Raw genomic sequence first — 20,096 nt, 5'->3', positions numbered from 1 at the left:
CATGAGCGCGCTGTCGGCCCCGCGGGTCCGCGACGTCATCGGGCTGCTCGCCCGTCTGGTCCTGGGTGGCGTGGTCCTCGTGGCCGGACTGCTCAAGGTCGGCCACCTCGAGACGTCCGCGAGGTCGGTCCGCGCCTACCAGCTGCTGCCCTACGACGTGGCCGGCTACCTCGGCTACGGCCTGCCGATCCTCGAGGTCGCGATCGGCGTGCTGCTGGTCCTGGGGTTGTTCACCCGGTTCAGCGCCGTGGTGGGCGACTTCCTGATGGTGGTCTTCATCATCGGGATCGCCTCGGCCTGGGCGCGCGGCCTGTCCATCGACTGCGGCTGTTTCGGCAAGGGGGGAACCATTGCGGCCTCCCAGACGCAGTATCCGCAGGAGATCGCCCGCGACGTCGGGCTGCTCGCCTGCGCCCTGTGGCTGATGGTCCGACCTCGGTCGGCCCTCAGCCTCGAGCGGACCCTGTTCGGCGACCCACTCGGCTCGGACCACCCGGACGGCTCCCACCCAGACCACGAGAACCACCCGGCCAGCCCGGACCACGAGAGGCAGCCCCACGCATGACCAGCAGCAGCGCCAGCCGCAAGGCGAAGATCCAGGCGGCCGCCCCCAAGGGCGGGATCCGCAACGCCAAGAGCGGTGGGAGCGGGGGAGCGAACCGCATCGTGGTGGCGACCGTGGTCGTCGTGGTCGTGCTCGCAGCGGTCATCACCGCCGTGATCCTGGGCAGTAGCGACAAGAAGGAGGCGACCACCGCGGGCGGGTCGGTGCTCCCCAAGAACGTCGCGGCGATGGGCGCCGGGCTGGTCGTGAACCCCGGCGCGCCCGCGAACGTGCCCACCCTCGACCTGTACGAGGACTTCCAGTGCCCGGTCTGTGCGCGGTTCGAGGAGATCTTCGGGCTCCAGATCGTCGACCTGGTCAAGGCCAACCAGGTGAAGCTGGTCGCCCACCCGCTGTCCTTCCTCGACGACAACCTGCGCAACGACTCCTCGAACCGCGCCGCGAACGCCGCCTCGTGCGCCGCTGACGCGGACAAGTTCCTGCAGTACCACGCGGCCACCTTCCAGGGTCAGCCGAAGACCGAGGGCGCCGGCTACACCGATGCCCAGCTCAGGCAGTTCGCGGTGCAGGCGGGGCTCACGGGTCCCACCCTGACGACGTGGGAGCAGTGCTACACGGCGAAGTCGCACAACCAGTGGGTCGAGTCCGTGCAGACCCAGTCGGAGAAGGACGGCGTCAACGGCACCCCGACGGTCAAGCTGGACGGCACGGTCGTCGACCTCAGCGGCCTGACCCGCGACAAGCTGGCCGCGGCGGTCAAGGCGGCGACGAAGTAGCAGCACCGAGCCGCCCACCGCTGGTGGGCGGGCCTGTGGACGACCGGAGGACTGCCCATATATAGGTAGTTATAGTCATCCACATGACTATAACTACCAGAAAGATTTATGGTCGCATGGCCGCGGCCCTGGCCGTGCTCACGCCCCAGTAGATGACGCATCGAGATCGTCGGGCGGCGGCTCGTCGGCCGTGGGGGGCGGCGGTGACGTTGCTCGTGCTCGCGTTGACCGGCGCGTGTGGACCTGAGGTCGACGAGCCGCCCGCCGTGCAGGGGCGGGCGGTGGCGACCTACACCGACCCCGGGGTCTACCGCGTCGGGCGGGCGCAACTGCGGCGCATCGTCGACGAGCTGGACCCGGACTCGCCCCAGCGGGCCGTTCTCGCCGACGGCCACGTGACGCGGAGCGAGGTGGATGCTGCCTGGGAGGGGTACGCGCAGTGCATGCGCCGAGCCGGCTTCGCCGTCACCACGTCGGTCTGGGACCCGGTCACCGGCACGAGCCGGATCTTCACCTACGCGAGGGTGGGGGCGACGACCACCGCACCGACGACTTCCGCGACGCCCACCACGGCGCCGACCCTTGACGCGATGACCGACGGGGAGGCCGAGCGGGTTGACGCCTGCGAAGAGGAGTACTGGTTCCCGGTCTCGGCCGTGTACGCGGCCGAGACACCGCCCCACATGGAGCCGCGGCTGGCCTCCGCGATGCAGCAGTGCATGGGCGAGCGGGGATACGCGGTGCAGGGGATCGCCGACTTCGGTGGCATGGTCGGCGCGGTGCGGGGGGAGGCTCAGGGCGAGCGGGTTCAAGCCGGTCGGGACTGTCTCACGAAGGCCTTGGCGGACCTGTACCCCGACCTGCCGTACTTCCCACGCCCGTGACTGGATAGCCTCACCTGCGTGACCATGGTGATCCCCAGCCCGACCTCCGGGGTCTGGCACCTCGGGCCGTTCCCGCTGCGTGGCTACGCGCTGTGCATCCTCGCGGGCATCGTCGTGGCCGTCTGGATCACCGGTCGGCGCCTCGTCGACCGGGGCCACGCCAAGGAGAAGGCCGTCGACATCTCGGCCTGGGCGGTCCCGTTCGGCATCATCGGCGGCCGGATCTACCACGTCATCACCACGCCCGAGCCCTACTTTGGCGCGGGCGGTCACCCGCTCAAGGCGCTATACATCTGGGAGGGCGGCCTCGGCATCTGGGGAGCCATCTCCCTGGGTGCGCTCGGGGCCTGGGTCGGCGCCCGCCGCCACGGGGTGCCCTTCCTCGACTACATCGACGCCGCTGCCCCAGGGGTGGCCGTCGCGCAGGCGCTGGGCCGCTGGGGCAACTGGTTCAACAACGAGCTCTACGGCCGGGCCACCGACGTCCCGTGGGGCCTGACCATCCACGAGTGGGACCAGTCCGCCGGCCACGCCGTGCGCGACACGAACGGCAAGGCCATCGTGCTCGGCACCTTCCAGCCGACCTTCCTCTACGAGTCGCTCTGGTGCCTGCTCCTCGCCCTCTTCCTCGTGCTGGCCGACCGCCGCTGGGCGCTGCGCAAGGGCCAGCTCTTCGGGCTCTACGTCATCGGCTACCCGATGGGCCGGATCGTCTTCGAGCTGATGCGCAGCGACGAGGCCAACACCATCTTCGGCGTGCGGGTCAACGTGTGGACGAGCATTCTGGTCTTCCTGCTCGGCATCGCCATCGTCTGGTTCGGGAGGCGCCGCGAGGTGGCGGTTCCCCGAGAGGTCGCGTCTCAACATACGGAATAGGTCGGCTCACATGGCGGGACAAACGGCCCACCGGCTATCCTTCCTGCAGCCGTGGCCAAGGCCGTCCACGCGCGTGAAATGGTGTGCCCAACTTGGGTTCCACAACGCACTTGACTCCCCCCAAGGACGGTGACCCGAACGTGACTCCTGCGCGCTTCTCCGCCCAGCCCGCCAACACGGGCCTCTACCGCCGCGAGCACGAGCACGACGCCTGCGGCGTGGCCCTCGTGGCGACGATGCGGGGAAGCGCAGGTCACGACATCGTCGACCACGCCCTGACTGCCCTGCGCAACCTCGACCACCGCGGCGCCACCGGCGCCGACCCGCTCGTGGGCGACGGTGCCGGCATCCTGACCCAGATCCCCGACGCGTTCTTCCGCGAGGTCGTCGAGTTCGACCTCCCGGTCAACGGCGCGTATGCCGTGGGCACCGCCTTCCTGCCGACCGACGAGACCGAACGTGCCCAGGTGGTCGCCCGGATCGAGGAGCTCGCAGCTGAGGAAGGGCTCACCGTCCTGGGGTGGCGCGACGTGCCGGTCGCGGCTGAGCTCGTGGGCCAGGCGGCCCGCGACTGCATGCCGTTCTTCCGGCAGCTGTTCGTCTCGGCTGCGGTCGGCCGCATGGTCGGCCTGGGGCTCGACCGTCTCGCCTTCTGCCTGCGCAAGCGCGCCGAGCGCGAGACCGAGGTCTACTTCCCGTCCCTGTCGTGTCGCACGCTCGTCTACAAGGGCATGCTCACCACGGGGCAGCTCGAGCCGTTCTTCCCCGACCTGTCCGACCGCCGGTTCGAGACCCAGCTCGCGCTGGTCCACTCGCGGTTCTCCACCAACACCTTCCCGAGCTGGCCGCTGGCCCACCCCTACCGGCTGATCGCCCACAACGGCGAGATCAACACCGTCAAGGGCAACCGCAACTGGATGAGCGCCCGCGAGAGCCAGCTGGTCTCCGACGTCATCCCGGGTGACCTCGACCGGCTGTTCCCGATCTGCACGCCCGAGGCCTCCGACTCGGCCTCCTTCGACGAGGCGCTCGAGCTGCTGCACCTCGGCGGACGTCCGCTGCCCCACGCGGTCCTCATGATGATCCCGGAGGCGTGGGAGAACAACGACGAGATGGACCCCGCCCGCAGGGCGTTCTACGAGTTCCACTCGACCTTCATGGAGCCGTGGGACGGTCCGGCCTGCGTGACCTTCACCGACGGATCGCTCATCGGCGCCGTCCTGGACCGCAACGGCCTACGTCCCGGGCGCTACTCGGTGACCGACGACGGCCTCGTCGTCCTCGCCTCCGAGTCGGGGGTCCTCGACCTCGACCCGACCCGTGTCGTGCGCAAGGGACGGCTCCAGCCGGGGCGGATGTTCCTCGTCGACACGGAGCACGGCCGCATCGTGTCCGACGACGAGGTGAAGTCGTCGCTGGCGGCCCAGCACCCCTACGACGAGTGGCTGCACGCCGGCCTCATCCACCTCGACGACCTGCCCGAGCGCGAGCACATCGTGCACACCGCGGCCTCGGTGGCGCGGCGCCAGCAGACCTTCGGCTACACGCAGGAGGAGCTCAAGATCCTCCTCACGCCGATGGCCAGGACGGGGGGAGAGGCGCTCGGCTCGATGGGCACCGACACCCCGATCGCGGTGCTGTCGGACCGCCCGCGGCTCGTCTTCGACTACTTCACCCAGCTGTTCGCCCAGGTGACCAACCCACCGCTCGACGCGATCCGCGAGGAGCTCGTCACCTCGTTGGGCACCGTCATCGGTCCGGAGGGCAACGCCCTCTCGGCCGGCCCCGCGCACGCGCGCCAGGTCGTCCTGCCCTTCCCGGTGATCGACAACGACCACCTCGCCAAGATCGTCCACGTCAACGCCGACGGCGACCTGCCGGGCTACGCGACCCACGTCGTGCGCGGGCTCTACGACGTCACGGGTGGGGCCGCTGCGATGACCGCGCGGCTCGAGGAGATCTTCGCCGAGGTGTCGGCAGCGATCGCCCAGGGGGCCCGCTTCGTCGTGCTCTCGGACCGCGACTCCGGTCGCGACTACGCGCCGATCCCGTCGCTGCTGCTCACCTCGGCCGTCCACCACCACCTCATCCGCGAGAAGACCCGCACCCTCGTGGGGCTCGTCGTGGAGGCCGGCGACGTGCGCGAGGTCCACCACGTCGCCCTTCTCATCGGCTACGGCGCGGCGGCGGTCAACCCCTACCTCGCCATGGAGTCGGTGGAGGACCTGGTGCGGTCTGGCGCCATTGAAGGCGTCACCGCCGACCAGGCCGTCAAGAACCTCATCAAGGCGCTCGGCAAGGGCGTCCTCAAGGTCATGTCCAAGATGGGCATCTCCACCGTCGCGTCCTACCGCGGCGCCCAGGTCTTCGAGGCCCTCGGGCTCTCGCAGGAGCTCGTCGACCGCTACTTCACGGGCACCGTGAGCCAGCTCGGTGGCGTCGGCCTCGACGTCCTCGCCGCGGAGACCGCGGCCCGGCACGCCGCGGCATACCCCCCGGACGGGGTGCGGCTCCCGCACCGCAAGCTCGGCGTCGGCGGTGAGTACCAGTGGCGACGCGAAGGTGAGCCGCACCTGTTCGACCCCGACACCGTCTTCCGCCTGCAGCACTCGACGCGGCAGCGGCGCTACGACATCTTCAAGCAGTACACCTCGCGCATCGACGAGCAGTCCGAGCGGCTCATGACGCTGCGTGGCCTGTTCAACCTCGGTGGCGCCTCGCCGCGGCAGCCGGTGCCGATCGACGAGGTCGAGCCGATCAGCGAGATCGTCAAGCGCTTCAACACCGGGGCGATGTCCTACGGCTCGATCAGCCAGGAGGCCCACGAGACGCTGGCCGTCGCCATGAACCGCCTCGGTGGACGCTCCAACACGGGCGAGGGCGGCGAGGACGTCGACCGCCTGATGGACCCGGAGCGGCGGTCGACGATCAAGCAGGTCGCCTCCGGCCGGTTCGGCGTCACCTCGCTCTACCTCACCAAGTCGGGCGACATCCAGATCAAGATGGCGCAGGGGGCCAAGCCCGGTGAGGGTGGACAGCTGCCCGGTCACAAGGTCTACCCGTGGATCGCCACGACCCGTCACTCGACGCCCGGCGTGGGTCTCATCAGCCCGCCGCCGCACCACGACATCTACTCGATCGAAGACCTCGCCCAGCTGATCCACGACCTCAAGAACGCCAACCCGGAGGCCCGGATCCACGTCAAGCTGGTCTCCGAGATCGGGGTCGGCACGGTCGCGGCAGGTGTCTCCAAGGCGCACTCCGACGTGGTCCTCATCTCCGGCCACGACGGTGGCACCGGCGCCTCGCCCCTCACCTCGCTGAAGCACGCCGGCGGCCCGTGGGAGATCGGCCTCGCCGAGACCCAGCAGACCTTGGTGCTCAACGGTCTGCGCGACCGCATCGTCGTGCAGTGCGACGGTCAGCTCAAGACCGGGCGCGACGTGATCATCGCCGCCCTGCTCGGCGCCGAGGAGTTCGGGTTCGCCACGGCTCCGCTCGTCGTCAGCGGCTGCATCATGATGCGCGTCTGCCACCTCGACACCTGTCCGGTCGGCATCGCCACCCAGAACCCGGAGCTGCGCGCGCGCTACTCCGGCAAGCCCGAGTTCGTCGAGACCTTCTTCGAGTACATCGCCGAGGAGGTCCGCGAGCACCTGGCGGCCCTGGGTTTCCGCAGCATCGAGGAGGCCATCGGCCAGGTGTCGGCGATCGACGCCACCCGCGCCGTCAACCACTGGAAGGCCGCTGGGCTCGACCTCGCGCCGATCTTCGCCGACGTGGAGAGCCCTGACGGCTCAGCCCGCCGCAACACCACGACCCAGGACCATGGGCTCGAGAAGGCCCTCGACCACCACCTCATCACCATCGCGCGGGAGGCCATCAACGACGGCACCCCGGTGCTCGGCGAGGTCGCGGTGCGCAACGTCAACCGCACGATCGGCACGCTGCTCGGCCACGAGGTCACCAAGGCCCATCCCGACGGGTTGCCCGACAACACGATCGACCTGACCCTGACCGGCTCGGCCGGTCAGTCCCTCGGGGCGTTCCTCCCGCGGGGTGTCACCCTGCGGCTCGTCGGCGACGCCAACGACTACGTGGGCAAGGGTCTGTCGGGCGGTCGCGTGGTGGTGCGCCCTGACCGCGCGGCCCCGCTCCAGGCTGAGGCGAACGTCATCGCCGGCAACGTCATCGGCTACGGCGCGACCACGGGGCAGCTGTTCCTCCGTGGGCTGGTCGGCGAGCGCTTCTGCGTCCGCAACTCCGGTGCGACCGCCGTCGTCGAGGGGGTCGGCGACCACGGGTGCGAGTACATGACGGGTGGCATCGTCCTGGTGCTCGGCCCGACCGGGCGCAACTTCGCGGCCGGCATGTCCGGGGGAGTGGCCTACGTCCTCGACCTCGACGTGGGCCGGGTCAACCCCGAGCTCGTCGACGTGTCCGGGCTTCGTCCCGACGACGAAACGGTCGTGCGCGAGCTGCTCGCCCAGCACCTGCAGGAGACCGAGTCGCCCATCGCGGCCCGGCTGCTCGAGGAGTGGGAGTCGGCCAGGTCGCGGTTCACCCTGGTCCTCCCACGTGACTACCAGCGCGTCCTCGACGTGCGCGCCGCCGCCGAGGCGGAGGGACTAGACGTCAACGGCTCCGAGGTCTGGGAGCGGATCATGGAGGCCTCCCGTGGCTGACCCCCAAGGTTTTCTCAAGACGCGGGAGCGCGAGCTGCCCGCCCGTCGCCCCGTGCCGGTCCGGATCAGGGACTGGAAAGAGGTCTACGAGGAGCAGGAGCTCGGCCAGCTCCAGCGTCAGGCCGGGCGCTGCATGGACTGCGGGATCCCGTTCTGCCACAGCGGTTGTCCCTTGGGCAACCTCATCCCCGAGTGGAACGACCTCGCCTGGAAGGGCGACTGGCGCGAGGCCATCGAGCGCCTGCACGCCACGAACAACTTCCCGGAGTTCACCGGTCGGCTCTGCCCGGCCCCCTGTGAGACGGCCTGCGTCCTCGGGATCAACCAGCCCGCGGTGACCATCAAGCAGATCGAGGTCACGACGATCGACCGGGCCTTCGACGCCGGCTACGTCCAGCCGCAGGCGCCCGAGCGGCTCTCCGGCAAGACCGTCGCCGTCGTCGGCTCCGGTCCGGCGGGCCTGGCTGCGGCCCAGCAGCTCACCCGGGCTGGCCACACCGTCGCGGTCTACGAGCGCGCCGACAAGCCCGGTGGACTGCTGCGCTACGGCATCCCCGAGTTCAAGATGGAGAAGTCGGTCCTCGACCGTCGCATCGCCCAGATGGAGGCCGAGGGGACACGCTTCCGCAGCGGGGTCGACGTCGGTGGCGACGTGACCGGCAAGCAGCTGCGCGACCGCTACGACGCGGTCGTCCTGGCCATCGGGGCCACCGTGCCCCGCGAGCTGCCCGTGCCCGGGCGTGAGCTCGACGGCGTCATGCAGGCGATGGACTTCCTCCCGCCGGCCAACCGGGTCGCGCTCGGGGAGACCGTCGAGGGACAGGTCACCGCGGAGGGCAAGGACGTCATCGTCATCGGCGGTGGCGACACCGGCGCCGACTGCATCGGCACCTCGCACCGCCAGGGCGCCCGTTCGGTCACCAGCCTCGAGATCATGCCGCAGCCGGGTGAGGAGCGGGTCGCGGGTCAGCCGTGGCCCACCTACCCGATGCTGTTCCGCGTCGCGTCGGCCCACGAGGAGGGTGGCGAGCGCGTCTACGCCGCCTCCACCAAGGAGATCCTCGGCGAGGACGGCAGGGTGTCCGGCATCCGCGTCGTCGACGTGCGCATGGGCGACCGGGGCTTCGAGGAGGTCGAGGGCACCGAACGCGTGCTGCCGGCCCAGCTGATCCTGCTCGCGATGGGCTTCCTCGGCCCGCAGGGCCCGGGCGTCGTCGAGCAGCTCGAGGTCGAGCTCGACGAGCGCTCCAACGTCAAGCGCGACCAGGACTACATGTCGTCGGTGCCCGGTGTGTTCGTGGCCGGTGACGCCGGTCGTGGGCAGTCCTTGATCGTGTGGGCCATCGCCGAGGGCCGGTCTGCCGCGGCCGGGGTCGACCGCTTCCTGACCGGCGCCACAGCGCTGCCGCGCCCGATCAACCCGAACGACCGCCCGCTGGTCGTCTGACCCCAGCGGCGGGCCCGCGGCATACCCGGAGCTCGGCTGTCCGCAGGGTGACCGGGGTCACGTTCCGGGTGGGTCGACCGATAAGGTCGAGGACATGCGTCGCGCCAAGATCGTCTGCACATTGGGCCCGGCTGTATCCACTCCCGAGAGGATCCGCCAGCTCGTCGACGCGGGGATGGATGTGGCCCGCCTCAACCTCTCGCACGGCGAGTACGCCGACCACGAGAAGATCTACCAGGAGATCCGCCGGGCCAGTGACGAGACCGGTCACGCGGTCGGTGTCCTGGTCGACCTGCAGGGTCCCAAGATCCGCACCGCGCGCTTCAAGGACGGCCCGGTCGACCTCGTCAACGGCGCCGAGTTCACCATCACCACCCGCGACGTCGAGGGCTCGGTGACCGAGGTCGGCACGACCTACAAGGGCCTGCCCGGCGACGTCCGCCCCGGCGACCTGCTCCTCATCGACGACGGCAAGGTCTGCCTCCAGGCGACCGCCGTCAGCGAGACCGACGTGACGTGTGTCGTCACCGTCGGCGGCACGGTCTCCAACAACAAGGGGATCAACCTCCCCGGCGTCGCGGTGTCCGTGCCCGCGCTGTCCGAGAAGGACAAGGAAGACCTGCGGTGGGCCCTCGGGCTGCGCGCCGACATGATCGCGCTGTCCTTCGTGCGCTCGGCCGCCGACCTCGACGACGTCCACGCCGTGATGGACGAGGTCGGGGTCCGGCTGCCCGTCATCGCCAAGATCGAGAAGCCGCAGGCGGTCGACAACCTCGTCGAGATCATCGAGGCGTTCGACGGCGTGATGGTGGCTCGTGGCGACCTCGGCGTCGAGCTGCCGCTCGAGGAGGTGCCGATCGTCCAGAAGGAAGCCATCGAGATCGCGCGCCGCAACGCCAAGCCGGTCATCGTCGCCACCCAGGTGCTCGAGTCGATGATCGAGAACCCCCGCCCGACCCGCGCCGAGGCCTCCGACGCCGCCAACGCCGTCCTCGACGGTGCTGACGCGCTCATGCTCTCGGGCGAGACCAGCGTCGGTGCCTACCCGATCGTGGCCGTGCAGACGATGGCTCGCATCATCGAGAGCACCGAGGAGCACGGGCTCGAGCGGATCCGTCCGCTGGGCACCAAGCCCCACACGATGGGTGGCGCCGTGGCCGCAGCGGCCGTCGAGATCGGCGAGCTGCTCGGCGCGAAGTACCTCATCACGTTCAGCCAGTCCGGTGACACCGCGAAGCGGATGTCGCGGATCCGTCCGCGGATCCCCATGCTGGCGTTCACCCCCGAACCGCACACCCGCTCGCGGCTGTCCCTGGCGTGGGGCATCGAGACCTTCCTCGTCCCCATGGCCCGGCACACCGACCAGATGGCCCAGCAGGTCGACAAGTCGCTGCTCGCCTCGGGTCGCGCGCAGGAGGGCGACCTCGTCGTCATCGTGGCCGGCTCGCCCCCCGGCATCCCGGGCTCCACCAACGCGCTGCGTGTGCACAAGATGGGCGACGCCATCAACAAGGTGGCCCCCGCCTACGAGGACCTCGACGACTGAGCCTCGCCCTGGCCGGTTCTGTCACGCTCGATTGACCCCTTCTCGTCGAAGACTGTGGAAGAAACCTAGCCAACCATAGCCGACTGTGGTTGTATGGCCGCGTTCGAACGGGGCGGGTCTCAAGGGTGAGCGGAGCCGTCCGCGGGCGCTGGACACCGGCTCCCGTGGGTGGCTTCTGCTGGGGCACGGCCCGGCCGGTGGGGCGCTTCTGCCTCCCCGGTGGGCTCTTCCAGGTAGAGGGGATATTCATGACATCGATCAAGCGCTGGGCAACCGTCCCGGTGGTGTGCGGTCTCGGGCTGACGGTGCTGGCGGCACCGGCCTTCGCCAACTACTACAACTGGGGCATCGTCAACGCCTACGAGGGTGGGAGGTTGGTGGCGCAGGGCAAGGGAACCGTGGGGGTCGACTACGGGCTCGACGTGATCGGCGGACACGCCACCTCGTCCGACCCACGTCCGGGTGGCAGTCCCGCCTACGCCAAGATCCACTACAACTACACGGTCCCGCAGTTCGACGGTCCCCACGATGCGCGGGGGGTCAACAACTACAAGGCCGTGTGGGTGGACAAGTTCGTCAACGGCAACCTCAACACCATGTACGACGCCGCGGAGCTCCGTGGCGAGGCCTGCCAGGACGACAACCTCAGCCCGGACGTGTGCAAGGGCAGCGCCTGGACCAACCAGAAGTGGTGACTGCGGCCGATCAGCTCGCAGTCGAGGGCGACGAGGGTGACCTCCGCCCTCGGCTGCGGGACGTCACGGTCCGGCGAGGCAGCTTCGTGCTCGCCTGCCCCGACTGGCGCACCCGGCCCGGGCTGACTGCGGTCGTGGGTCTCAACGGGGCGGGCAAGTCGACGCTCCTGCAGCTGCTCTCCGGGCAGCTCGGTCCCGCCCGCGGCGAGGTCGAGCTCGCCGACCGGACGACCGTGCTGCCGCAGGTCGCTCGCCTGGCCAACGCCTCGTCGGTGGTCGACCTCTACCGCTACCTCGCCGCCCTGCGTGGGGTCCGGCGCCGTGATCGCGAGCCCGAGGTGCAGTCGGCCCTCGCGCTGGCCGGGCTCGTCGAGCACGCGTTCATCCCGATGCGGCAGCTGAGCGGTGGCTGGCAGCAGCGAGCGCTGGTCGGTCAGTGCCTGCTGGGCTCGCCGACAGTCCTGCTGCTCGACGAGCCGACCGCCTCCCTCGACGTCGGCGCGGCGCGCAGCATCTGGGAGCTGATGCGCGAGCTCTCGGAGCGGCTGCCGGTGGTGGTCGCCACCCACGAGGCGTCCGCGTCCCTCGAGTTCTGCGACCAGATGGTCACCGTCCAGGCCGGCGTGGTCGGCCCGGCACTCGAGGGCGACCTGTTGCGCGCCGACCTGGGTCGTGCCCCCGAGTCGGCCGAGAGCTTCCTGCTCGGCCTGATCGAGCCCGAGGAGCGCAGCGCATGAGGGCACAGTGGGGCAAGGGCATGCCGTGGCTGGTGACCGGGCTGATGCTTGTGGCGATGGCGACGGTGCTGTCGGGGCGCGACGCCGGCTGGGTGGGTGACCCGCTCTGGGGCCAGGAGACGATCGGGGTCGCCCAGGTCCTCGTCCTTCCCCTGCTCACCGGTGGCGCGGCCGTCGTCGGCTGGCGCGACGTCGGAGGCATCCTCACCCTGATCCCCGCCGGCCGACAGCGGTGGCGGCACTTCTGCGCGACGTTCGCGGCGTGGGCCGTCCCCGTCGTGGCGCTGTATGCCGTGGGCAACCTGTTCGTCGTGCTCACCTCCCGGTGGAGTGAGCCGTCGATCCCCAACGCCACGCCGTGGCCGGCCCTCACCCAGACCGGCGGAGCGTTGCTCGTCTTCGTCGTCGGGTACGCCCTGGGGGTCGTGCTGAGGTCCTGGCTGGGGTCGGTGGTGGCGGCCCTGCTCACCGTCGCGGTGCTCATCCTCGACCGAATGGGGGTGATCGTCACCGGCCTGGCCGAGTACACCTCCAGCGGGACGATGCTGGGGACCGTCGCCAACCCGGCCTATTTCGCGAAGCGACTGGTCTGGATGGTGCTCGTCGGAGCCCCCATCATCGCCCTGCTCGTGACCGACCGACGTCGCCGAGCCGGCTTGCTCACGGCTGTGGCCCTGGCCCTGGTGGTCGGCGCGCTGGTCTTCGAGACCGACGACAGCTACCGGGTCGTGCCTGGTCGCACGGACATCTGCACCAGCACGCCCGTCGTCGTGTGTGCGCCGCCGGAGTTCCGGGCCCGGGCTGAGCGAGCCGCCCAGATGGCCGGTGAGACCGGCGCGGTGCTTCGCGAGCTCGGGGTCCGGTCACCGAGCCGCTTCGTGATGTGGCAACCCGGCAGGGACCACATGGACTTTTTGATGCTGATCTCCGACAAACTTCGTTCCCCACTGGTGCTGGGAGATGTGCTGGGCGAAGTTGTTGCCCCCAAGTCCTGCAGGCTGTGGTCTGGCCCCGAGCCGCCGCCGTACTCGTGGTTCTACAGCGAGGCGCTGGTGGAGTCCTATGTGATGACGGAGATCACCGGCAAGACTGCCGAGCCCTACGGCCGACTCCTCACCTCGAAGGGCGCCGAGGAGTCGCGAGCGTTGGTCACGCAGGCGGCGACGGCGCTCCAGGAGTGCGACCTGTCGAAGGTGCCACCATCGTTCAGCAACCAGTAGGGGCAGGGTGATCCGCGGCTGGCTGGCCGACCACGACTGGCGCCTGGCGGTGCTGTCCACCGGTCTGGCAAGCGTCGCCCTGGCCACCGGTCAGCCGATCCTGGCCAGCCCGCTGGGCGAGTCGTACCAAGGGATCACGGTCGGTCTGCTCGCCGTGCTGTGCAGCTGTATGGGCTTCGCGCTGAGCCTGCGGTCCTGCGCGGCAGCGGCCCTGGGCGTCCGGTCGGGTGCGCGGTATCGCTTGCTGTGGTTCGTGATCCAGCTCCTCCTGGTGGCCACGGTCGCGGAGACGGTGGCGGGGTTCGACCTCGTGCCCCGACGACTGGTCTTCGTGATCGGGTGGGGCGCAGGGCTTTCCGGGCTCCTCGCGCTGACCTCAGAAGGCGCGTCGATGCTCTACGGCTTCCTGCTGTTCGCCACCTGCGTCCTGACCTCCCGTGGGGAGCCGGCTCGATGGTGGGCCCCACTAGCCCACGTCCCGGTCGGTGATGCGGGGGTCGTGGCCGCGGCGATCCTGGTCCTGGCGTGCGGCGCCGGCTACGTGGCCAACCCGCTGCGCCGGACCCCATTCTGAGTCGCGTGCCGCCCGACGACCAGCACCGTGCCGCTCCGGTATGCCGCGTGCTCACCGTGGTGCCGCGGCCCCGCACCTGGTCGTCCGGCGGCAGAGGCTGTGCCGTTTTGTCGTCCGGGCGCACCGCACCGCTATCCTTTCCGAGGCCGCTGAGGTGGCCACGGCCGAAGCGTCTGAGGTTCGGCAAGCCGAAGTGGTGGAATGGCAGACACGGAGCACTCAAAATGCTCTGCTCGAAAGGGCGTGCGGGTTCAAGTCCCGCCTTCGGCACCCAGCTGACCAGCGGGAACGACCACCGGTGGTGGGCAGTCTCCACGCGCTGTCCACACCGGTCCACGGCTCAGCCTGTGGGCGGGCCACCCGGGTAGTCGGTTCCTGGCTTCCTGAGCCGTACGCCGCTGACCGAGTCGTGTTCCGGCCACTCTGTGACGTCAGGAGATCCCACCTCTCCGGTCAGCTGTCCAGGAAGGAGTGGACCTCGTCGATGAACACCCCGAACCCCGGCTCGGCGCCCTGCAGGATGTGGTTCTTGCTGTCCAGCCTGACCAGCCGGCTCCCGCGGACCATGGAATGCAGCTCCTCTGCCTCGGCGAAGGACCAAACCCGGTCGTCCGACGAGTGCATGATCAGGGTCGGCACGTCCAGGGTGCGGGCGGCCTCGGTGCAGTCGAGGTCTCCGAACGCGCGCCACAGGCGATAGGCGTTGTGGGCTGACGCTGAGCGTCGCTGCAGCTCGTCGAAGGCACGCCAGCTCTCCAGTGGACCGTCGGGCAAGAACCGCGCGTCGTAGACCTGTCGGAAGCCCGGTTGGTCGCCGCCCCAGGACGTCTTGATCAGCTCCCCCAACGCCGCCAGCTCGCGTCGCAGCTCGTCGTCCGCGCGAGCCCAGGTCGCCCGGGCACAGGTGCCGTAGACGACGACGTGAGATACGCGCTCGGGGTGGCGCGCGGCATACGTGATGGCTATCGGTCCGCCCTGTGAGATGCCGAGCAGCGGGAAGCGCTCCAGTCCCATCGCGTCGACGACGGTCTCGAGATCACGCACCCACGCCTCCAGCGTGAAGGAGTCGTCGTCCACCTCCCAGTCAGAGAGCCCACAACCGCGCTCGTCGTAACGCACGAGAGTGTGTCGCTGCGAGAGCGCGCTCCACCACGGTTGCCAGATGGGGCTCTCCCAGTCGTGGTCGAGGTGGGTCAGCCAGTTCGACGCCTTCACCAAGGGCGGGCCAGATCCACTGACCGCGTAGGCGAGGCGTACGTTGTCCGGTGTGTGACAGAAGCTGACCCGCTGGTCGGCGAGAGTTGCAGCCCGCGGAGACGCGACCGGCGCCGCCGGCCGCACGATCGGCGGCAGGGCAAGGTCCCGTACGGCGCTGGCTTCGGCGCTGGGTCCAATCCCCAGCTCACGCTCCAGTGCGTCGGTCAGCGCGGTGAAGTGGCGCAGCACCCCGGCACGGTCTCCGGCGTCCAGCAGCTCGCGCATCAGCGCCACCCGCGCCTCCTCGTCGACCGGGTCGAGGGCCACGAGCTCCGCGAACCGGCCGCTGTTCCGGAGCAGCTCGTGATGCCGCATCTGGAGGCGCTGACGGTGGTGGAAGGCCCAGTCCTCGTAGAGCTCGTGCGGCAGGAGGTCGCCTTGATACATGTCGAGGGCACGCTCCGCGCAGGACGCCCGCTCCTCGGGTGAGGACTTCGGGTCGAGAGCGGTCCGGGCCAGCCGCTCGAAGACGACCGCGTCGACCTCGACGTGCACCAGGTCCCCGGGGAACAGCGCCACGGTGCCGGCGGCGAACGTCACGCTCTCCGGTATGCCGATCGCGCTCCTGAGGTAGTGAGCCGCCATGTGCAGCCGGTTGCCGACCGAGTCGATGGAGGCATCCGGCCACAGGGCCTCCACCACCACCTCGCGGTGGGCGCGTCGACCGGGCGCGAGCGCGAGGTACTCGGCGAGGCGGATCGGGTCTCGACGACCCCGCGCGCCCGCGACGACCGCTCGCTCCCCGACGCGGACCACGACGTCACCCAGGAGTTGGACGTGGACCACGACCCGGTGGTCGGTGCTGGCCATGCGCTCGATCTTCCTGCCTCGTGCTCGGACCCGTCGAGTGGTGCAGGGTGGCCCCGGCCAAGGCATCGACGTCGCTCGCACAACCCGTCCGCGAACGCGGGCGGCCTGCGCGAGGAAGGGTTGCGAAAGGTCGGCTCCATACCGTGCACCTCAGCGAGGACAACTGGAGTCCACCAGTCCCACCGACAGAATACGAGGTAGTCATGAGCACGTGGTCGAACCGGGCGCCCAGGGTGGGCGAACAGGCTTCCCTGTCCCGGACCATCACCAAAGAAGACATCGCGCTGTTCACCAGCCTGAGTGGCGATCGCAACCCACTCCACTACGACGAGGCAGCTGCGCGGCGCACTCCCTTCGGCGGCATCGTCGTCCAAGGGGGCGTGACGAGCGCGATCCTCAACGCCGTCGTCGCCGAACGGCTGCCGGGACCCGGCACGGTCTTCATGCAGACGAACCTGCGGTTCCTCGCGCCGGTCCGCCCCCGAGACACCATCACCGGCGAGGTCACCGTCACGGCTGTGCGGCACGACAAGCCGATTACCTGGCTGGACGTTCGCGTGATCCGCGACGACGGAGTGGTGGCCCTCGAAGGCAACGCCGTGTGCTGGAGCATGGACCTGTCTGCTGCCCAGGGATGACGTCGAGCCTTCCTCGCGACGCCTGAACTACGGTTGAAACGCGCCTCTGCCGCAGTAGGGCGGCGAAGGATCGCACGGGCGGGCGTCTACAGGTCCTTGACTGCCCGGATCGCAGCGACCGTGCGCGGGAAGCCGATGTATGGGAAGCAGTGGACCAGGGCTGCGATCACCTCGGCCTTGGTGTTGCCGGTTTGCAGGCAGGCGCGTCCGTGGGGGCCGAGCTGTGCGGCGGTGTCGCCGATGGTGGCCAGCGCGCAAAGTACGAGTAGCTCGCGCCGGGCCAGAGCAAGTCCGTGTCGGGTGTAGAAGTCGCCGAAGCAGAACTCGGTGAGGAACTGGGGAAGTGCCGTGTCGAACGGTTCGGGTAGATCCGCCAAGTTGTCCTTGATCTCGTTGCCGTACAAGGGTGCCTGGACGGCGAGGCCTTTGCTGTACCGCTCGGCGTCGGTGACGGTGCCCTGGTCCGGCAGCGGGAGCGGGATTCCTCTGGCCGAGAAGACCTCGTTGATCGTGGCGACCGCGTTGAGGGTGCGGGGGAAACCGATGAACGGTGCCAGCTGGTAGATGGCCTCGCGGATGGCGACCGGCTCGACGCCGACGTTGAGCGCGGCCCCGGTGTGGGACGTCAGCTGCGGCAAGGCCTCCATGCAGGTCAATACGGTGACGGTGATGAGTTCACGGCTGTGGTCGTCCAGGGCGCCGGTGTCGAAAACGTCTCCGAAGATGAACCCTCGCAGGATACGCATGAGCTCCGGGTCGTCGTCCGGGGCAGTCACGTCTCGCGGCCCGAAGAGGCGCTCATACGTTGCCTCCGCATGCGCCTGACGTCGGGATACATCAGTGCCCTGGACTTCGTCAGCCATGTGGGCACTGTTGCTTCCGCTCTCACCGCCGTCAAGTTTCACGCCGGGCTGACAGCGCGGCCCGGAGATGGCGTCCGGCGCCTGACTCCGGTATCGGCAATGACACCGCGCCGGCAGGCGACGGGGTGACGCATCACCTCGGCACGAGAACGCGGTCCTCGGTTCGCCGGCACGCAGCGACAAGACACACTTCCGGGGCCGCGAGCTGGGTGGGATCGTCGCTGGTGTGAAACCTTTTCGGCCGCTCGTGGGTCGTGTGGTCATGACAGGCATGTTCCTGCGGGGGATGAATGTCCCGGCACCTCACCGGGTCGTAGCGGCTGGGTTGTTGGTGGTGGGGGCTCTGACGGGGTGCGCTAGGGACGCCACGGACAAGGTCCCGCGGCCGGTGACTCCGACGTGGGCGCGCGACTCCACGACGAGCGGCCGGTCCTCCGTTGAGCAGGTGGCGATCGAGCCAGGTACCTACCTGATTCCGGCTTCCGCGTGGTCGGTGGCGGACTACACGGTGACGTTCCCGGAGGGCTGGGAGGTGCAGTACGGCCACCTCTTCAGCAAGCACTCCGACGCGGCCAACGAGCTCGGGTTCTATGCCGTCGTGGTCGACGAGATCTTCACCGACCCGTGCCTGGGTGAGGGTGTCCCCGTGGCCGTCGGATCCCGTGTGGGAGACCTCGTGACGGCGCTGCTCGAGCAGCCCGGCCCGGTCAAGGGGAGCCCCGTGGCCAGCACCTTGGCCGGGTACCCCGCAACCCGGATCGACCTCGAGGTCCCACAGAGCCTCGACCTGGCGAAGTGCCGCCTGGCCGAAGACGACGTCATGGGTCTGCAGGTCTGGAAGAGCACACCTGCGGACAAGTACTTCGTGCTCCTTCCCGGCCAACGCGTGAGCCTGTACGTCGTCGACGTGCACGGCAGGCGCCAGGTCTTCCTGGTTGCGACGAGCCTCCGGGCGACTGCCGCGGACCAGGCCGACCTGTTGGCCGCCCTCGACTCGATCCGTTTCGGGGAATAGGGACGTCATGGGAGCCGGGCCTGGGCAACCGCTCGTGGACCACGAGGTCTACAGCGAGCCAGACCGGGTGCGGGTGGTTTTCGAGGCGTCCTACCGGCGCCTGGTCGGCCAGCTGTATGGCGTGTGCCGCGACCTCACCGAGGCGGAGGAGGTGGTCGCGGAGGCCTTCGCGCGCGCGGTGCAGCATCGGCGCACCTTCGCCCGCCTGGACAACCCGGAGGCGTGGCTGCGCACGGTCGCCGTCAACGTCAGCCGCACCCGCGCGCGCAGGCGCAGGCTGCTCGGCGACCGCGACCGCGACCGCGCGCAGGTCGCGCGTCACCCGATGCTCGAGGATGACCGGCTGGCGCTGATGGCTGCCCTCCGGGCTCTGCCCGCCAACCAGAGAGAGGCTGTCGCGCTGCACTACCTGGCCGACCTCCCTGTCCAAGCCGTCGCCGAGGCCACCGGCGTCCCCGTGGGCACCGTCAAGACGCGGCTGCGCCGGGGACGCGCTGCTCTCGCCCTGCTGCTCGCCGACCCTCCCGACCCCCGTCACGAGGAGGCGCCCGATGCCTGACCTCGACCGGCTCCTGCGCTCCGACCTGTCCGACGCTGCGGCTCAGGCCGCCCGGCCGCCCGACTTCTCGGCCATCGAGCAGCGCGGAGCGCACCGCCACCGGACCCGCACCGTGCTCACTGCTGCTGTCACCGCGGCGCTCATCGTCCTGGCCACGCTCGGAACGTCTTTCCTGGGCGGGTCCGATCGCACCGCTCCCCAGCCGGCCAAGAATCCGAATCCGCCCACCCGGACCACCAGTGACGCGTTGGCGAGGCACTGGACTCCCCTTCGCCCGGACACCTCTCGGGTCACGGCGAGGCAGGTCCAGACCGATGAAGCAGACACCACCTACGGGGGGATCGACATCCGCGAGGTCAACTCCGGGGACCCATCGCATTCCCTGTCTTGGAACATCAAGCTGCGGGAGAGGCCCCCGTTGGCGTCAACACTTGACCCCGCGAGCCGCGTGATCGAGCACGGCCTGGTCTTCGACACCGATCGCGATGGAGCCGCGGACTGCCAGCTCGGGATCAACACCGACGCCCCGAAACCCGGGCAGCTGCGAGTGTGGGTCAAGAACCTGACGACCGGCGTCACCGACGAACGCGTCGGCCCGCCGTACGGCATCCCCTTCGACTTCGCCTATCCCAGCGAGAGCGCGACTGAGCCGTCGGATGTACACATCTTCTTCTTGTCGGGCGCACCTACACCCTGTGCGTTCACCAACTCCGCGGACTTGTACGCGTACGCCTCCGTCACCGTGAACGGGCTGGTCACCGAGTGGGACTACGCACCGGACGACGCGTGGCTCGAAATGACCAACTAACCCCAGCCGGAGGGTCGCCTCGTGGTGCACTGCCCACCATTGCCAGGGCCCACCACCGCAAGGATCACCCGCAAGTCAAGCCATGAGCCATGCCCGAACGGTCACGACCGCGCCCATCATGGGCGAGCGCACGCAGCGGAA

The 20,096-nt window shown here is 69.6% G+C and carries 17 protein-coding genes and 1 tRNA gene; 16 read left to right on the top strand and 2 right to left on the bottom strand.

Going from position 1 to position 20,096, the window contains the following annotated elements:
* The first annotated feature begins 1 nt into the window (after position 1).
* The 12 genes from AC1DWJ_RS02750 to AC1DWJ_RS02695 all read left to right on the top strand — a co-directional run bounded on the left by AC1DWJ_RS02750 (position 2) and on the right by AC1DWJ_RS02695 (position 14,275).
* On the top strand, positions 2-565 hold the full coding sequence (locus tag AC1DWJ_RS02750) for a DoxX family protein (RefSeq protein ID WP_457255464.1): 564 nt from the start codon (positions 2-4) through the stop codon (positions 563-565).
* Complete coding sequence (locus tag AC1DWJ_RS02745) at positions 562-1,341, top strand: DsbA family protein (protein ID WP_457255463.1); 780 nt, start codon at positions 562-564, stop codon at positions 1,339-1,341. Before AC1DWJ_RS02750 ends, AC1DWJ_RS02745 begins: the two co-directional genes overlap by 4 nt.
* Before the next feature lie 203 nt (positions 1,342-1,544).
* Complete coding sequence (locus AC1DWJ_RS02740) at positions 1,545-2,225, top strand: hypothetical protein (RefSeq protein WP_457255462.1); 681 nt, start codon at positions 1,545-1,547, stop codon at positions 2,223-2,225.
* Positions 2,226-2,249: 24 nt separating this feature from the next.
* Positions 2,250-3,101 carry a prolipoprotein diacylglyceryl transferase gene (gene lgt, locus AC1DWJ_RS02735; protein ID WP_457255608.1) on the top strand — a complete coding sequence of 284 codons (852 nt, stop codon included), beginning with the start codon at positions 2,250-2,252 and terminating at the stop codon, positions 3,099-3,101.
* Positions 3,102-3,211: 110 nt separating this feature from the next.
* The gene (gltB, locus tag AC1DWJ_RS02730; RefSeq protein WP_457255461.1) at positions 3,212-7,786 is read left to right on the top strand and encodes a glutamate synthase large subunit; all 4,575 of its coding nucleotides are present in this window, start codon (positions 3,212-3,214) and stop codon (positions 7,784-7,786) included.
* Entirely contained in the window at positions 7,779-9,233 is a 1,455-nt protein-coding gene (locus AC1DWJ_RS02725) for a glutamate synthase subunit beta (RefSeq protein WP_457255460.1), read from the top strand. The genes gltB and AC1DWJ_RS02725 overlap by 8 nt, the downstream gene beginning before the upstream one ends.
* A gap of 94 nt (positions 9,234-9,327) precedes the next feature.
* Entirely contained in the window at positions 9,328-10,779 is a 1,452-nt protein-coding gene (pyk, locus tag AC1DWJ_RS02720; RefSeq protein WP_457255459.1) for a pyruvate kinase, read from the top strand.
* 248 nt (positions 10,780-11,027) lie between these two features.
* On the top strand, positions 11,028-11,474 hold the full coding sequence (locus AC1DWJ_RS02715; RefSeq protein ID WP_457255458.1) for a hypothetical protein: 447 nt from the start codon (positions 11,028-11,030) through the stop codon (positions 11,472-11,474).
* Positions 11,471-12,211 carry an ATP-binding cassette domain-containing protein gene (locus tag AC1DWJ_RS02710; protein ID WP_457255457.1) on the top strand — a complete coding sequence of 247 codons (741 nt, stop codon included), beginning with the start codon at positions 11,471-11,473 and terminating at the stop codon, positions 12,209-12,211. Before AC1DWJ_RS02715 ends, AC1DWJ_RS02710 begins: the two co-directional genes overlap by 4 nt.
* Positions 12,208-13,431, top strand: coding sequence for a hypothetical protein (locus AC1DWJ_RS02705; RefSeq protein WP_457255456.1), 1,224 nt, complete (start codon positions 12,208-12,210; stop codon positions 13,429-13,431). Before AC1DWJ_RS02710 ends, AC1DWJ_RS02705 begins: the two co-directional genes overlap by 4 nt.
* A 7-nt stretch (positions 13,432-13,438) precedes the next feature.
* Complete coding sequence (locus AC1DWJ_RS02700) at positions 13,439-14,005, top strand: hypothetical protein (RefSeq protein WP_457255455.1); 567 nt, start codon at positions 13,439-13,441, stop codon at positions 14,003-14,005.
* Between the two features lie 187 nt (positions 14,006-14,192).
* Positions 14,193-14,275 (top strand) — tRNA-Leu (locus AC1DWJ_RS02695).
* 183 nt (positions 14,276-14,458) lie between these two features.
* On the opposite strand, the gene AC1DWJ_RS02690 is transcribed toward AC1DWJ_RS02695, so the two are convergent.
* Entirely contained in the window at positions 14,459-16,072 is a 1,614-nt protein-coding gene (locus AC1DWJ_RS02690) for a bifunctional AfsR/SARP family transcriptional regulator/alpha/beta hydrolase (protein WP_477619933.1), read from the bottom strand.
* Between the two features lie 203 nt (positions 16,073-16,275).
* Between AC1DWJ_RS02690 and AC1DWJ_RS02685 the strand changes: the two genes are divergently transcribed.
* Positions 16,276-16,710 (top strand): MaoC family dehydratase, encoded by a 435-nt coding sequence (locus AC1DWJ_RS02685; protein WP_457255453.1) that lies wholly within the window; start codon positions 16,276-16,278, stop codon positions 16,708-16,710.
* Between the two features lie 86 nt (positions 16,711-16,796).
* On the opposite strand, the gene AC1DWJ_RS02680 is transcribed toward AC1DWJ_RS02685, so the two are convergent.
* Complete coding sequence (locus AC1DWJ_RS02680) at positions 16,797-17,573, bottom strand: carboxymuconolactone decarboxylase family protein (RefSeq protein ID WP_457255452.1); 777 nt, start codon at positions 17,571-17,573, stop codon at positions 16,797-16,799.
* 388 nt (positions 17,574-17,961) lie between these two features.
* On the opposite strand from AC1DWJ_RS02680, the gene AC1DWJ_RS02675 reads away from it, so the two are divergent.
* From AC1DWJ_RS02675 to AC1DWJ_RS02665, 3 genes are read left to right on the top strand one after another with little or no spacing between them, the layout of a single operon-like run.
* Positions 17,962-18,588, top strand: coding sequence for a hypothetical protein (locus AC1DWJ_RS02675; RefSeq protein WP_477619932.1), 627 nt, complete (start codon positions 17,962-17,964; stop codon positions 18,586-18,588).
* A gap of 7 nt (positions 18,589-18,595) precedes the next feature.
* A complete protein-coding gene (locus tag AC1DWJ_RS02670; RefSeq protein WP_477619931.1) occupies positions 18,596-19,147 on the top strand; it encodes an RNA polymerase sigma factor in 552 nt (183 codons plus the stop codon).
* Positions 19,140-19,955: a hypothetical protein gene (locus tag AC1DWJ_RS02665; protein ID WP_477619930.1), complete on the top strand. Its 816-nt coding sequence runs from the start codon at positions 19,140-19,142 to the stop codon at positions 19,953-19,955. The genes AC1DWJ_RS02670 and AC1DWJ_RS02665 overlap by 8 nt, the downstream gene beginning before the upstream one ends.
* The last annotated feature ends 141 nt before the right edge of the window (positions 19,956-20,096 follow it).

The organism is Pedococcus sp. P2_D7 (assembly GCF_056404295.1).
Note: the sequence above shows the minus strand (reverse complement) of the source record. Positions and strands in the feature narration are given on the sequence as shown.